The organism is Clostridium sp. BSD9I1 (assembly GCF_900185645.1).
Taxonomy (GTDB): domain Bacteria; phylum Bacillota; class Clostridia; order Clostridiales; family Clostridiaceae; genus Clostridium_AK.
In genome coordinates this window covers 123,715-138,105 of the sequence record NZ_FYAM01000025.1, presented here as the reverse complement: position 1 = coordinate 138,105, position 14,391 = coordinate 123,715, and the positions used below count along the sequence as shown (strand labels likewise).

At 31.0% G+C, this 14,391-nt stretch carries 14 protein-coding genes and 1 tRNA gene; all 15 read right to left on the bottom strand.

Annotated elements, in window-relative coordinates; translation table 11 throughout:
* The 15 genes from BSD9I1_RS16235 to BSD9I1_RS16165 all read right to left on the bottom strand — a co-directional run bounded on the left by BSD9I1_RS16235 (position 1) and on the right by BSD9I1_RS16165 (position 14,388).
* Positions 1-89: transfer RNA gene (locus tag BSD9I1_RS16235), tRNA-Leu, on the bottom strand.
* Positions 90-197: 108 nt separating this feature from the next.
* Positions 198-608, bottom strand: a complete 411-nt coding sequence (locus BSD9I1_RS16230; protein WP_035306890.1) for a S1 domain-containing RNA-binding protein — start codon at positions 606-608, stop codon at positions 198-200.
* A 50-nt stretch (positions 609-658) separates the two neighbouring features.
* Entirely contained in the window at positions 659-928 is a 270-nt protein-coding gene (locus tag BSD9I1_RS16225; RefSeq protein WP_186431207.1) for a septum formation initiator family protein, read from the bottom strand.
* A gap of 96 nt (positions 929-1,024) precedes the next feature.
* Positions 1,025-1,417, bottom strand: a complete 393-nt coding sequence (gene yabQ / locus BSD9I1_RS16220; protein ID WP_186431206.1) for a spore cortex biosynthesis protein YabQ — start codon at positions 1,415-1,417, stop codon at positions 1,025-1,027.
* Between the two features lie 9 nt (positions 1,418-1,426).
* Positions 1,427-1,714 carry a sporulation protein YabP gene (gene yabP, locus BSD9I1_RS16215; protein WP_035306883.1) on the bottom strand — a complete coding sequence of 96 codons (288 nt, stop codon included), beginning with the start codon at positions 1,712-1,714 and terminating at the stop codon, positions 1,427-1,429.
* Positions 1,715-1,828: 114 nt separating this feature from the next.
* Positions 1,829-2,092 carry an RNA-binding S4 domain-containing protein gene (locus BSD9I1_RS16210; protein WP_035306882.1) on the bottom strand — a complete coding sequence of 88 codons (264 nt, stop codon included), beginning with the start codon at positions 2,090-2,092 and terminating at the stop codon, positions 1,829-1,831.
* Positions 2,093-2,160: 68 nt separating this feature from the next.
* Positions 2,161-2,436, bottom strand: coding sequence for an HU family DNA-binding protein (locus tag BSD9I1_RS16205; protein WP_035306879.1), 276 nt, complete (start codon positions 2,434-2,436; stop codon positions 2,161-2,163).
* Between the two features lie 97 nt (positions 2,437-2,533).
* Positions 2,534-3,982: a nucleoside triphosphate pyrophosphohydrolase gene (gene mazG, locus BSD9I1_RS16200; protein WP_186431205.1), complete on the bottom strand. Its 1,449-nt coding sequence runs from the start codon at positions 3,980-3,982 to the stop codon at positions 2,534-2,536.
* On the bottom strand, positions 3,982-5,532 hold the full coding sequence (locus tag BSD9I1_RS16195) for a polysaccharide biosynthesis protein (protein WP_186431204.1): 1,551 nt from the start codon (positions 5,530-5,532) through the stop codon (positions 3,982-3,984). The genes mazG and BSD9I1_RS16195 overlap by 1 nt, the downstream gene beginning before the upstream one ends.
* A gap of 163 nt (positions 5,533-5,695) precedes the next feature.
* The gene (spoVT, locus tag BSD9I1_RS16190) at positions 5,696-6,247 is read right to left on the bottom strand and encodes a stage V sporulation protein T (protein ID WP_035306871.1); all 552 of its coding nucleotides are present in this window, start codon (positions 6,245-6,247) and stop codon (positions 5,696-5,698) included.
* Between the two features lie 167 nt (positions 6,248-6,414).
* Complete coding sequence (locus BSD9I1_RS16185; protein WP_242966529.1) at positions 6,415-7,422, bottom strand: peptidylprolyl isomerase; 1,008 nt, start codon at positions 7,420-7,422, stop codon at positions 6,415-6,417.
* 98 nt (positions 7,423-7,520) lie between these two features.
* Entirely contained in the window at positions 7,521-11,042 is a 3,522-nt protein-coding gene (mfd, locus tag BSD9I1_RS16180; protein ID WP_186431203.1) for a transcription-repair coupling factor, read from the bottom strand.
* 20 nt (positions 11,043-11,062) lie between these two features.
* Complete coding sequence (gene pth / locus BSD9I1_RS16175) at positions 11,063-11,626, bottom strand: aminoacyl-tRNA hydrolase (protein ID WP_035306866.1); 564 nt, start codon at positions 11,624-11,626, stop codon at positions 11,063-11,065.
* Between the two features lie 128 nt (positions 11,627-11,754).
* Positions 11,755-12,900, bottom strand: a complete 1,146-nt coding sequence (locus BSD9I1_RS16170; RefSeq protein ID WP_186431202.1) for a S1C family serine protease — start codon at positions 12,898-12,900, stop codon at positions 11,755-11,757.
* 72 nt (positions 12,901-12,972) lie between these two features.
* The gene (locus BSD9I1_RS16165; RefSeq protein ID WP_186431201.1) at positions 12,973-14,388 is read right to left on the bottom strand and encodes a cell wall metabolism sensor histidine kinase WalK; all 1,416 of its coding nucleotides are present in this window, start codon (positions 14,386-14,388) and stop codon (positions 12,973-12,975) included.
* Between the last annotated feature and the right edge of the window lie 3 nt (positions 14,389-14,391).

Here is a 14,391-nt window from a genome sequence, read left to right as displayed (position 1 = left end):
TGGTGCCGAAGACCGGAATCGAACCGGTACGGGCTGTTAGGCCCGCAGGATTTTAAGTCCTGTGCGTCTGCCAGTTCCGCCACTTCGGCATATAAGCTTTTGCCGTCTCACGACATAAATTATTATATCTCACGCTTTTACATATGTCAACACTTTTTTTAAAAAAATATAAAAGAGGCTGTAAAGCCTCTAATTTACTAGTAACTAGAACTCTTTCTGTATCCTCTACTTCTTGAGTCCTGATTCTTTTTTACATCTTGAAGTCTTTCTTCACTATCCTTTAAGAATTTCATCATTCTGTCTTCAAAATCCTTAGGTGATGGTTTTTCCTTTTCCCTCTGCCAATCGATTTCCATAGGTTTCACTGATTTTTTTTGTGGTGTCGCCTGCTTTATTGATAAACTTATTTTACCACTTTCATCTACAGAAATTACTTTAACCTTAACTGTCTCTTTTTCTTTTAGATAACTTCTGATATCTTTCACATAGCTATCTGAAACTTCAGATATATGCACCAATCCAGTTTTGCCTTCAATTTCAACAAAAGCACCAAAATTAGTGATGTTTACCACTGTACCCTCTAGTATGTTTCCTGCCTTTAAGGTCATATTAAAAAAATTCCTCCTTAAAATAAATGTATAATAAATTTAAGATATAACTATTTGTTGCTTATCACAGGAATTTCTCCCTCTTTTATAAGATTCAGTTTTTCTCTCGCTAGCTTTTCAATATACGAATCACTTTTTGACATCTTAACCTCATCTTGGAGCTTTTGATTTTTTTCCTGTAGATTTTCAAGTTCGGTCTGCCTTTGAATAACTTGCTTTTTTATATTGCCTATTATAATTTGTTGATTTACAAAAATATAACCTGCATATATAAATAAAAGGAAAAATAATAACTTTTTAAAATTCACATTCTTTTTCATAGATAAAAAATAATTCCTTTCTTAATTATATTTTATCCCTCTATTATATTCTAATGTGATTTTAATGTTTCTTCAAGTAAATTTTATAATTTAACATTATTTTTTTCTTTTAATAGTGTATAACAAAACATCAACGGGAAACAATAGGATGTTTTTAGAAACTCTTAAAAGTTTACCCACACCTCTCAGTATTTTGTATTCTATAGATAAAATTACTTTACTTAAAAATCTTAAATATACATATATGCCCAGTGCTATTAGTAAATAAACGTAAAATCCTATATATGCATAGTTTGTAAATAGTAAAAATATAAAGACTACTACACTTGAAAATATCCAAAATAGCATGTCTTCTATGAATGTTAGTATTTTATTAACTCGTTCAAATCCCCTTATTATTCTATAAATATCAAATAGTATTCCCGTGAGAATCCCTGAGGCAAAACTAAATATTACCAATTTTAATTGATGACTAATAGAAATTAACATACACTACCTCTACTTAAATAGTTTTGAAAGTAACTTTTCTTTTTCCTTTTTATTTTCTTTATTCACATATATACAAGAATTTACAATACCATTTATAATAACATCCCCATTTTGTACATCTAGCTTATTCATCTTTAGACCTTCCCCTTTTATGTTTAAAGTTCCAAGTGATGTATTTAGTATTATCTGATCTTCATTAAAGCTTACAACCTCTACCACGCCACTTAAAGTCAATCTTTTTCTATTCTCTAAATTCAAACTGCTTTTTCCCTCTATCTTAATTTCCTTTTTTTCCATACAATTCACCTCCAACTTTTATAATATTATATATGCTTTTTTTTAATTTTATAGTACAAAAATAAGGCATAGAATATATAAATACATTCTATACCTTATTGTTATTAACTCTCATTATTCTTCTGTATCTTCTTCCCCAGCTATAATTTCATACATGCTTTTAGCATTTTCTTTACTTACATGTTCTGCAACATTAATTATTCGGGCCTTCAAGGACTTATCCGCATATTTTATTTCGATAATATCATTTTCCTTTATATCTGTACCAGGTTTAGCAACTTTATTATTTATGTATACTCTTCCATTTTCACAAGCTTCTTTCGCAACAGTTCTTCTTTTTATTATTCTTGAAACCTTTAAATACTTATCTAATCTCACTTGCTCTCCTCCAATAATACAAAAAACCTAGATTTTCACCCAGGTTTTTATGAATATAAATACGTCTATTATTTATTAACTTTATCTTTAAATTCCTTACCAGCTTTAAATACTGGAACTGTTGATTCAGGTATTTGTATTTCTTCTTTAGTTTTTGGGTTTCTACCAACTCTTGCTGCTCTTTCTCTTGTTTCAAAAGTTCCAAATCCTACTAACTGAACCTTTTCACCTTTTTCTAAAGCTTCTTCAACACTTTCTATAAATGCCTTTAAAGCAACCTCTGCATCTTTCTTAGTTAGTTTGGATTTTTCAGCCATGCTTGTAATTAATTCTGATTTGTTCACTTTTGTTTACCTCCTTAAATATGAGTATGCTATAAAGTAGCATATTCTTCGTTAATTTAAAAATTCCTTCTTTTTATTGCAGTTTTTTAAGAAAAAGCTATTTTTTTGTTTTTGCTTCATCCCATAATAAGTCCATTTCCTGCAACGTCATGTTTTCTAATTTTAAACCTTTATCAATCGCTGTTTGTTCGATATGACTAAAACGATTAATAAATTTATCTATAGTATAATTTAATGCAAACTCAGGGTCTATGTCAAGAAATCTTGCTACATTTACCACAGAAAATATTAAATCTCCAACTTCTTCTAGTATTTTTTCCCTATTATTATTTTTATATACATCTTTTACCTCATAAAATTCCTCTTTTACTTTATCAAATGCATCCTCTATTTTATCCCAATCAAACCCTACCTTAGCAGCTTTTTTTTGAACTTTTTCAGCTCTTATAAGAGCAGGCAAGATTTTTGCTATATGCTTCATTTCTTCTGTATAGGTTTTGAATCCCCTTTCTTTTTTCTTTATTTTATCCCAATTATCTAGTACTTCATTTGAATTTTCTACATCTACTTCTCCAAATACATGTGGATGTCTATCTATCATTTTATTACATATAGATTGTATTACATCATTTATATTAAAAAATCCTTCTTCATTTCCTATTTCGGCATGAAATACAACCTGAAGTAATACATCCCCTAATTCTTCTATTAACATATCATCATTTTTATTTTCTATAGCTTCTATAACTTCATAGCTTTCCTCTAGAAGGTACTTCTTAAGACTTTCGTGGGTCTGTTCCCTGTCCCAAGGACATCCACCTTCCCCTCTTAAAGTTTTCATAACTTCTAGCAAATCGTAAAAATCCTTATTATTATCTAAATCCTTAGGGATATATACCGATGTTAAATAATCTATTTCCTCTTGTCTATCTAACTCATACAAAGGAATTTCTCTAACTATCTCTAAATTTTTCACCCCTGCTGCTCTTATAAAATATATTTTTGTATCATCCTTATAGTAGTCCAGTAAGGCTAATTTTATTTCAGAAGCTATAAACTTATTATAGACTTGCGTTATTATAACTCCACTTCTTTTATCTAATAATTGATTATTTATATCAAATGCATCTATAATTTTAATACCTTCTATAGGATCTATCGTTAGACTTTCCATAATTGCATCAACAAAACTCACTGCAGGAAGCAGGTTATACTCTATATTAAGACTTTTACACTTTTCTATAAGAATACTTACAGACTTCTCAGCAACCAATGGGTGTCCTGGCACAGCATACACAATCTGCTTATATTTAGAATGGCTTATTATAAGTTCTTCTGCTATAGAGTTATAAACTTCATCAAAACTTTTACTATTCTCATACTTATCATCAAAAGTATTATATTCTATGTTCAAATCATCAAGATACTGGACAGTAGGGTGCTTAGAGGTTCTTAAAAATATCTTCTCTCCGCTTTTCAGAGTTTCTATTGCACCTAAAGTTAAAGCATTTTTATCTCCTGGACCTAAGCCTATGATTTTTATCATTACAATTCTCTCCTTTTGTCTCCTCTTAGTCTTTCTCTTACGTACTTATAGTTCATTATTTTAAATATTATAACCAGTATACTATATATTAATAACCCAGAAAATATCGATATTATACATGCAAGCCCATTACTAAGAAATATATTAAAACTTTTCTCATATATAAATATTACTGCTATTGTCATCAAAACTGACGCATATGCTGGTTTTATTATTATATCATAGTAATTTATGTTAATGCCTAGAGACTTTTCTAAAGTTCTTACATTCATAATTGAAGATATGATATATCCTACTGTAGTACCTATAATTGCTCCATATATGTTTATATAAGATATAGGAACCAACATAAATGTAATTATAAATTTTATAATACATCCAACCATTAGATTTCTTACTGGTGTTATATATTTATCTACACCCTGCAAAATAGATGTAGAAGTTTGAAATATCACTATAAATGGTATTGAAATAGATAAATATCTTAGTATAGGATACCCATCACTATGTCCTGGAAACACTAGCGATAAAATTGGTTCTGCTAACACAAAAAGACCTAAAAATGACGGTATTGCTACGACCATGGAAAATTTCATAGCAGTTTCTATCTTGCTTATAAGCTCGCCTCTTCTATTAAGTATAAAGCATTCAGTTATTATAGGCACTAAGCTTAAGCATAGTCCCATAGATACCGTTAAAGGTACGTTAACTAATACAAACGCCTTGCCAGTTAGTTGCCCATATAGTATAGTTGCTTCCTTTCCACTCAATCCCGCCTCTAGAAGCTTTCTAGGCACCAAGAAAGAATCAATTAAACTCATTATACTTATAACCGTAGCTCCTACAGATATAGGTATAGCTGTTAATAATAATTTGTTTAATACTTCTAGATTGCTTCTCACTTTTCTTATTTTTAATTCCTTTTTAACTTTGGTGTATTTATAAAATAGATATATAGTTCCAAATATTCCTCCTGCTGTTGCTCCAAAAGCTGCTCCCCCTGCTGAATATTCTATTCCCTTAGGCAAAAGCAGTATAGCAAGCCCTACCCCAAACACTACCCTTCCAGCTTGCTCTATAAGCTGTGACCATGCAGTAGGAGTCATATATTGAAGCCCCTGAAAAAAACCTCTAAATGCACTCATTAGCGAAATAAACATAGGTGCTAATGCTATCCCTAATAAGGAATAATATGATTTGGCTTCCCAGCCAAAAATATTTACCAATCTCTTAGAAAAAATTAAAAGAAAAGCTGTAAATCCTCCCCCTATTATAAACATTACTAAAATAGACTTCTTGAAGACTTGGATAATTCCTTCCATGTCTTGAACTGCTCTTCTTTCTGATATTAATTTGGAAATAGCTACAGGTATTCCAGATGCCACAGCAATAAAAAAAGTATATAGTGGATATGACATTTGATAATACCCAATTCCCTCATCCCCAATTAGCATTATTAGTGGCCATCTAAAAAATATACCCAAAAACTTTGCTACAAGCCCCGCAGTTGCTAGTATAAATGTACCTTTTAACAAAGAATGTGTTTTCATTTCCCCAACCTCTCTGAAATCATTCTAACTATTATTTATTTTAGTTTTGCAAATATTATTACTTTTATTGAATATTTATTTTAAATTAGTCAATAATCCTTTATGAACAAAAAATAATAAATGGCAGACACGCTGCCATTTCAATACTAAAATATTTTGTCATTTATTGTTCCATTTGTTTACCTAAGAAGGATGATGCAGTTTCTGCTAATTTTATTTCCACATCCCCAAACTTTTTCCCTTCTTCCTTAGAAACTATAATAACAGCACCAATTGCATCTCCTTCAGCTATTATAGGTGAAATTACTTGAGACGTATATCTACCATCTACATCATCATCTGAGTTTAAAGGTATAAACTGACTTGCATCAGCTAAAGAAACTGTTTTTCTTTCTTCAATAATTTTTTCTAACTCTTCGCTTATCTTTTTATCTATGTATTCCTTTTTAGGAGCTCCACTCACAGAAACGATACTGTCTTTATCACATATAATAACTACATTTCCTATAACTTGTTGTAGCGATTCTGCGTAACCCTTTGAAAATTCACTTAACTCTCCTATAGGGGAATATTTTTTAAGTATTACTCCACCTTCTCTATCTGTAAATATTTCTAATGGATCTCCTTCTCTTATTCTTAATGTTCTTCTAATTTCTTTTGGAATAACTACTCTTCCCAAGTCATCTATACGTCTTACAATACCTGTAGCTTTCATGCTGCGTTACCTCCCTTAAATTGATACTTGCTTGATACAAGTTGTATTAATATTATCTTTCTATTTATGAAATTTTATACACATTTGTAATTAAAAAAGCATATATCCTCCTTAAATTCTTTTTTCCAAAAAAATACTTTAAGAAAGACATATGCCTCTTTAAAAAATTATATTAAGTTTTTTTCATATTTTTCAGTTTCAATTTTACCTGACTTTTTCCATTCTTCTACCTTATTAGTAAAAGCCTTTTGCTTTTGCTCATCAAGCAATTCCTTTTTTATTTGTTCTTTAACTTCCGCAAATCCCTTGAATTCTACAGCTTCCTTGTCTGCAAGCTTTATAATGTGGTATCCAAATTCACTTTTTACTATTCCAGATGTTTCGCCTTTATTTAATTTTACAACAGCATCTGCAAAAGGTTTAACTACACCAGAATACTCCATTTCTCCTAGGTCTCCACCCTTTTCCTTGCTTCCATCTACTGAAACTTCCTTTGCTACCTTTGCAAAGTCCTCTTTTTTATCTAATCTTTCTTTAACCTTTTTAGCTTCTTCCTCAGTTTTTACTAATATGTGTGATGCATGGAACTTAGCTGGTTTCTTTAAAAATTGATATATATTTTCATCATAATATTTTTTTGCAGTAGCATCATCTACTTTTACATCTTTAGCAATTTGATCATTTATCTTTTCTATAACTATTTGCTTTTTATAAAAGTTTCTTAAGATTTCTTCTGTAGTTCCTATTTTCTTTAATTCTTCTGCAAACTTATTCTTATCGTTAGCAAAGTTTTGTTTTATCATATCATTTATTGATTTATCTACTTGTTCCTTTATAGCAGCATCCTCAGGATTAATATTGTAGTCCTTAGCATGCTGAAGCACAAGCTTTTCTTGTATCATTTGATCTAAAACCTGTTTCTTGTATTCTACAAGCTGATCCTTTATCTCTGCATTTGTAGCATAGTTTTCACCATACTGAGCTTTTAATGTATTTAACTGTTCAGATAAAATAGGATTTTCATCTAATTCTCCTCTAGTTATTTTTTCACTACCCACTTGAGCTACAATGCTCTTCTTTATTGCTTCAGGTGTCTTTTCCACCATACTACATCCTACAGTAGCAAAGGTAAAAGCACCTATAACTGCTGCGGCAATTATTTTTCTTATGTTCATTATATTATTCCCCCGTTTTTCATAATCTTTTTTCATTATAATAATTTTTAATATATATTGCAAATATTTTTACTGGTTTTTTATTGCTCTGTTGTAGATTAATTACTATTTTCCATTTCTTTCATAAATAAAATCAATTCTTTCACATTATCAAGCATTTCTTCCCTTTTTATTTGTGACATTTTTAATGCTATAATAGGCTTTTCTCCAAACTTAAACAATATATTTCTATTATATTTTGTTTTTATGCTTCCTCTTATATCTCCCGTCATATTTTCCATAGCTTGGAATTGAATTAATATCTCATCTTTTCTTTCCTTTATGTTTTCAATTCCTAATTCCTTAGCTATACACCTTATGTAGGCTATATCAATAAGATTTTGCACAGAACTTGGTATATTGGAGAATCTATCCTCTAACTCATCTTGTACCTCAATCATATCTTCATAAGAATTTATAGCTGCTATCTTTTTATATACCTCTATCTTTTGAGTTTGATCATTTATATAACTTCCAGGTATATAAGCATCTACTTTTAACTCAACTGTAGTATCTACTGGTTCTTTATCTATTTCTCCCTTAAATTGTTTTATGGTATCTTCAAGCATCCTACAATATAAATCATATCCTATAGATGCCATATGTCCATGTTGGGAAGATCCCATCATATTACCTGCCCCTCTAATCTCCAAATCCTTCAGAGCTATCTTAAATCCAGAACCTAATTCAGTAAATTCTTTAATAGCTTTCAATCTTTTTTCTGCTACTTCAGTAAGTATTTTATCTTTTCTATAAGTTAAATAACAATATGCAATTCGGCTGCTTCTCCCAACTCTCCCTCTTAATTGATATAATTGAGATAGTCCCATTTTATCAGCATCATATATTATCATAGTATTTACATTATGAATATCCATGCCTGTTTCAATGATTGTAGTCGCCACCAAAACATCGAATTCATTTTTCATAAAGTTTATAATGACTCCCTCGAGCTCCTTTTCATCCATTTGTCCATGTGCTACATCTACCCTTACCTCAGGCAGTAACTTTGATATATAGGACGCCGTCTCACTTATAGTTTCCACTCTATTGTATACAAAATATACCTGACCACCTCTATTTACTTCTCTTAAAATCGCATCTCTTATCAACTGATCATTGTATTCTACAACATAGGTTTGAATCGGATGTCTTTCTTCTGGCGGAGTTTCAATTACACTTATATCCCTTACTCCTACCAGGGACATATGAAGTGTTCTAGGTATCGGAGTTGCACTTAATGTTAAAACATCTACATTCTTTTTAAATTCCTTTATTTTTTCCTTATGCTTTACTCCAAATCTTTGTTCTTCATCTATAATTAAAATTCCTAAGTCTTTAAATTTAATATCCTTTTGTAGTATTCTATGAGTTCCAATTAGAATATCTATATTTCCTTCTTTGACTGCTTTCATAGTTTCCTTTTGCTGAGCAGCAGTTCTAAAGCGGCTTAACATATCTATCCTTACTGGAAAATCAGAAAACCTTTGTATGAAGTTATTATAATGTTGTTGGGCAAGAATAGTAGTAGGAACTAAAAAAGCCACTTGCTTACCATCCATTACAGCTTTAAATGCTGCTCTTATAGCTACCTCAGTCTTACCATAGCCTACGTCTCCGCACAACAGTCTGTCCATGGCCTTATCCGATTCCATATCTCCTTTTATGTCTTCAATAGCTGTGATCTGATCTGGGGTTTCCTCATAAGGGAATTCCTCCTCAAATTGTTTTTGCCAAACTGTATCCTTAGAATAAGCATGCCCCTTCAAAGTAGAACGGAAAGCATATAATTTTACTAAATCCTCTGCTATTTCTTGTATGGACTTTTTAGCCTTACTTTTAGCTTTACTCCACTCGCTTCCACCAAGTTTGGTGATTTTAGGTACCTTTCCCTCTCCACCAACATATTTTTGCACTAAATCCAATTGATCAACCGGAACATACAATTTATCATCTGCAGTATATGTAAGTTCTAAATAATCCTTTGTATGTCCATCTATATTTAGCTGCTTGATTCCTTTATATACTCCTATTCCATGATTTACATGTACTACATAATCTCCAGGCTTAAGCTCCGTAAAGCTCTTTATTTTATTTATTCCTCTTTTAGAACTTCTTTTATTAAGGCCTTTCTTAGCTTCTCCAAATACTTCTTTATCGGAAATGATACATATTCTTAATGTTGGGTATTCATACCCCTTAATTTGACTTCCAAAGGTAACCACTACCTCTCCATTAAGAATCTCATCTATCTTATCCTTATATACACTATCTATCCCCCTATCTCTTAATGTGTTTACAAGCCTTTCTCCTCTTGGCCTGGTACCAGAAAGAATAAGAGTTTTATATCCCCTTTGCTTTTTATCCTTTATATCTTCAATCAATAAATCAATTTGCCCTTGATAATTATGAAGAGTAATTTCAGTAAAACTTATTATAGCCTTAGGTGGCAATAATTTTACGGTTTTAGGAATAGAACTCATAGTTATTACACTATGTTGCTCTAAGGTATTCCAAATAACACTTTTAGGGATAAGTAATTCTCCTTGCTTTGGAAGTATATCTCCTCTTTGAAGGAAACCTTTATAATTTTCTTCAAATTCAAAATATACACTATTAAGTTTACCCTCACATCTTTGCACATCATCAATCATTATCATCCAATCTCTAAAATAACTCAAAAAGGATGTACTATCATCATAGAAATATGGTAAGTAACTATCAATAGCCTCAAAATTCCAGGTTTCCTTAAGAAATTCTAAGTTTTGATTTACTGTGGAACTTAATTTTTCTGCAGCCTCTTTGTTGTTTTTGCTTTTCAAGGTATCCATCATACCTTTTAAATCTGTTTCTATATTTTTGTATCCTCTTTCTATAGTCTCATTAGATAATATGATTTCTTTAGCTGGAAACACCTCTATTTTCTGTATTTTCTCAATACTTCTCTGAGATTCTGTATTAAAGCTTCTTATAGAATCTATCTCATCTCCAAATAGTTCAATCCTATATGGTTCTGCTGAAATAGGGGGGTATATATCCATTATCCCCCCTCTTATAGAAAATTCACCCTTACTATCAACCACATCTACTCTTTCATATCCACATTGTATGAACTTTTCGCTAAGTTCATTAAAGTCAATTACATCACCCACTGAGAAATTATAGGTATATTCCTTATAAAGTTCATAGTCAATACAGCAAGCTGCTATGGCCTCAATGGATGAAACTATAACCTTCTTACTATTATCAATTATACTTTTTATTACCTTTAATCGTTCCCATCTGAGATCTCCTGAAATTGCATCTATATTATAAAAAACTATTTCTTTTGTTGGGAAATAGTATACTTCTGGCACATATAATAGTAAATCCTCATATATATTCTTAGCTTCTACATCGCTATGAGTTAATATTAAAAGAGATTTATCCATCTCAGCATATATTCCATTCATTACATAAGCTCTCGCCGATTCAGAAACCCCATACAACGCTATAGGAAACTTATTTTTATTTATACCATTTATTATATTTTTAAACTCTATACTATCTTTTAAAGGTTTCATTATACCTTTTAATCTCATTTATTTCACCTCAATAACTACTATGCCTTAAAATTATTATACTTGTTCATGGCACTGTCTGCACCTTCCTTAATAATCGTGTCTACTATATCTAAAGTGCAATTTAATACTCCCTCGACTTTTTCCCTATCCTCTACATTAAATTTCCCAAGCACATGGGAAATCATATCCCTTTCCGCTTTTCCTACACCTAATTTTATTCTTGTAAAATCTTCATTTACTAAGTGATAAAGTATACTTTTTATACCATTATGGCCTCCTGAACTACCTTTTTTTCTTATTCTAATTCTTCCGACCTCTAAATCCACATCATCATATATTACTATTATATTTTCACTTTTTATTTTATAAAAGTTTGCTATTTCTCCAACACTTTCTCCACTTAAATTCATATATGTAAGAGGTTTTAGTAAAATAACCTTTTCACCATTTATAAAACCTTCTCCATACATTCCTTTAAATTTTGTCCTGTTTAAATCTATGTTATACCTACTGCTTATCTTGTCTATAGAATCAAACCCTACATTATGTCTTGTGTGTTCATATTCTCTTCCTGGATTTCCTAGTCCAACTATTAGATACATGTTATTTCCTCCATAATTTAAATAATGCGCTAATAAATATATTACACTAGGTAAAATAAATAATAAAGAGACCTTAAAGCCTCTTTATTATAATAATCCCCTGTTTTATTTAATTATTAGTTTTGTTTCTACATTTCTGAAAGAATTAAGTTCTTTGTTATAGTATTGCCACTTCTCCATATTTTTATTGATACAGTATCTCCAATTTTATGGTTATCTAATGCACCTGCTAGATCTTCATAAGAACTAATTTTAGTCTTCTCTACTTCTGTTATTATATCTGTTGGCTTTATTCCTGCATTACTAGCTCCTGAACCCTTTATAACTTCGCTTACATAAAACCCCTTAACCTCGCCATTTTTATAATTTACAGCCTGCCCTATTACACCTAATGCTGGTCTTTTAACCTTACCATAGTTCATAAGTGAATCAATAATAGCTTTAGCTTCATTACTTGCGATAGCAAAGCCCATGCCCTCTGCATTAGCCTCTGATCCTATCTTTAAGCTATTTATTCCTATTACCTCTCCATTTTCATTACAAAGAGCTCCTCCACTATTACCTGGATTTATTGCAGCGTCTGTCTGTAACACCTTATATATAGCTCCATCATATTGCATCTCTCTATTTAGTGCACTTATAATTCCTGAGGTAACAGACCCTGCAAATTCTTCCCCTAATGGATTACCTATAGCAATTGCTAAATCTCCTACTCTTACCTTAGAGGAATCTCCAAACTTAGCAGCTGGCAAATTAGTAGCCTCTATCTTAATGATTGCTAAATCCGATCTTTGATCTGCAGCTACTAGCTTAGCCGGAAAAACCTTTCCAGTAGATAGTTTTACAGTTACCTTAGATGCCCCACTTATAACATGGTAATTCGTTACTATATATCCATTAGGTTCAAATATTATTCCTGACCCACTTCCTTGCTCTATATCTCCCCAAAAAGTTTCTCCTTTATTATTTATACCAACTACAGCAGGTCCTACAGTTTCAGCTACATTTGTTATTGCATTTTTAGGCACTTCCTTGGTAGATACCTGAGTTTGCTGAATTATAGCATTCCCTTTGTTACTTTGAGTAGCTTGATATTTCTGAACTATATAAGCTCCCCCCACTGCCCCAGATAAAGATGAGATCACTATTATTGCTATAAGTTTGAAAATTTCACTACTGTATCTATTCTTCTTTTTAAATTTAATATTACCATTTCTTGAATCTACCTCTTCAAAACTCACATCAGTTACTTTATCATATTTATAATCATCCATCTGTAGTTACGCCCTCCAAAAATATAATAATTATTATATGTTACTACTTACATACAATTTCATAGCATAATGTTATTGTTTATTTAACTTTAGCGTAAATGTGAATTCTACTCCTCCTTCAGGTCTATTTCTAGCCCAAATATCTTCACCTAGCTGAGTTAATATGCTTCGTACAATAGAAAGTCCTAATCCCGTACTAACTTTAGAAGATCTAGCTTTATCAGCCTTATAAAATCTTGACCATATGTTTTTAATGTCCTCTTCAGGTATGCGCGGCCCACTATTATAAATTGAAACATGTACCTTATTATTTCTAACTTTAGTATTCACTTGCATTAATCCGGACTGATTAGAATACTTTATTGCATTATCTACTAAGTTTGTAACCACTTGAGTAAGTCTATCTTTATCACCTATTACATGTAAATCTTCATCATCTAAATACACTTCTACATTCAAATCTTTTCCTTTTATCTTATTTTCTAGTTTTATAATAGTGATCCTTATTATCTCACTTATGTTTACATCTCCTATATTAAGCTTAAGTTCTCCTGCTTCAATTGCAGAAAGATCTAAAAGATCATTCACAAGTCTTGCAAGTCTTTGCGTTTCATCCTGAGCCAACGAAAGATAGTAACTTTCCTTTTCCCTCGGTATTACCCCATCTAATATAGCTCCTATAAATCCTTTTATAGAAGTTAATGGAGTTCTTATCTCATGAGATACATTGGATATAAACTCTCTCCTATTTTCCTCTATTTTCTCAAGAGATTCTGCCATGGTATTAAATGATTCTGCAAGAATTCCAATTTCATCTTTGGAGTTTAAGTGTACTCTTTTTTCAACTTCACCCTTAGAAATCTTGTCCGCTACATAGTTTATTTTCCCAAGGGGCTTTATAATTATCTTTTGGCAAAAATAATAAATAATAAATCCTGATCCCATTATAGCAAGTATTGCAGCTAGCCATATTATTTCATAAACCCTTTCTAGGGGCTCCTTAATTTCGTTAAGTGAAGTATGCATAATTATAGAGCCTTTAAATACATTACTATGAAAAATAGGAATTATAAAAGTGTGTACTTGCATTGGAAATATATCTGATGACATATCCCTTTTTTCTATACTGTTTCCACTTCTAAGATCACTTAATTCATCTGTAAGCACTTGTTTCCCTATTATCCTTTTATGTTCATCATTTGAAACACTATATACTATTCCATAGTTATCCGTAAGCCATATACTGGTAGATAAATAACTGCCAATATTGCTAATCATCTCTTCAATTCTTTCATGAGTAGCATTTCCTTCTAAATACTTTATGGCACTTTCACTTATAAATTGTGATTCATTAGTTAACTGTTTTTTTCTTTCATTAAAATAGTAGCCTTCAAACCAATAAGACAAGAATGCAGCTGTTACTATGAAACTAACTGCTATAATAGCAGTAAAGGTAGCTACCATTTTAGGGAAAAGTCCCTTTTTCATTTC

Coding starts and splice junctions, on each gene's coding strand:
- BSD9I1_RS16185 (WP_242966529.1), bottom strand. CDS start 7,422: ATGAACATAAGAAAAATAATTGCCGCAGCAGTTATAGGTGCTTTTACC.
- BSD9I1_RS16230 (WP_035306890.1), bottom strand. CDS start 608: ATGACCTTAAAGGCAGGAAACATACTAGAGGGTACAGTGGTAAACATC.
- BSD9I1_RS16195 (WP_186431204.1), bottom strand. CDS start 5,532: ATGAAAACACATTCTTTGTTAAAAGGTACATTTATACTAGCAACTGCG.
- mfd (WP_186431203.1), bottom strand. CDS start 11,042: ATGAGATTAAAAGGTATAATGAAACCTTTAAAAGATAGTATAGAGTTT.
- mazG (WP_186431205.1), bottom strand. CDS start 3,982: ATGATAAAAATCATAGGCTTAGGTCCAGGAGATAAAAATGCTTTAACT.
- pth (WP_035306866.1), bottom strand. CDS start 11,626: ATGTATCTAATAGTTGGACTAGGAAATCCAGGAAGAGAATATGAACAC.
- BSD9I1_RS16165 (WP_186431201.1), bottom strand. CDS start 14,388: ATGAAAAAGGGACTTTTCCCTAAAATGGTAGCTACCTTTACTGCTATT.
- BSD9I1_RS16225 (WP_186431207.1), bottom strand. CDS start 928: ATGAAAAAGAATGTGAATTTTAAAAAGTTATTATTTTTCCTTTTATTT.
- BSD9I1_RS16170 (WP_186431202.1), bottom strand. CDS start 12,900: ATGGATGATTATAAATATGATAAAGTAACTGATGTGAGTTTTGAAGAG.
- spoVT (WP_035306871.1), bottom strand. CDS start 6,247: ATGAAAGCTACAGGTATTGTAAGACGTATAGATGACTTGGGAAGAGTA.
- yabP (WP_035306883.1), bottom strand. CDS start 1,714: ATGGAAAAAAAGGAAATTAAGATAGAGGGAAAAAGCAGTTTGAATTTA.
- yabQ (WP_186431206.1), bottom strand. CDS start 1,417: ATGTTAATTTCTATTAGTCATCAATTAAAATTGGTAATATTTAGTTTT.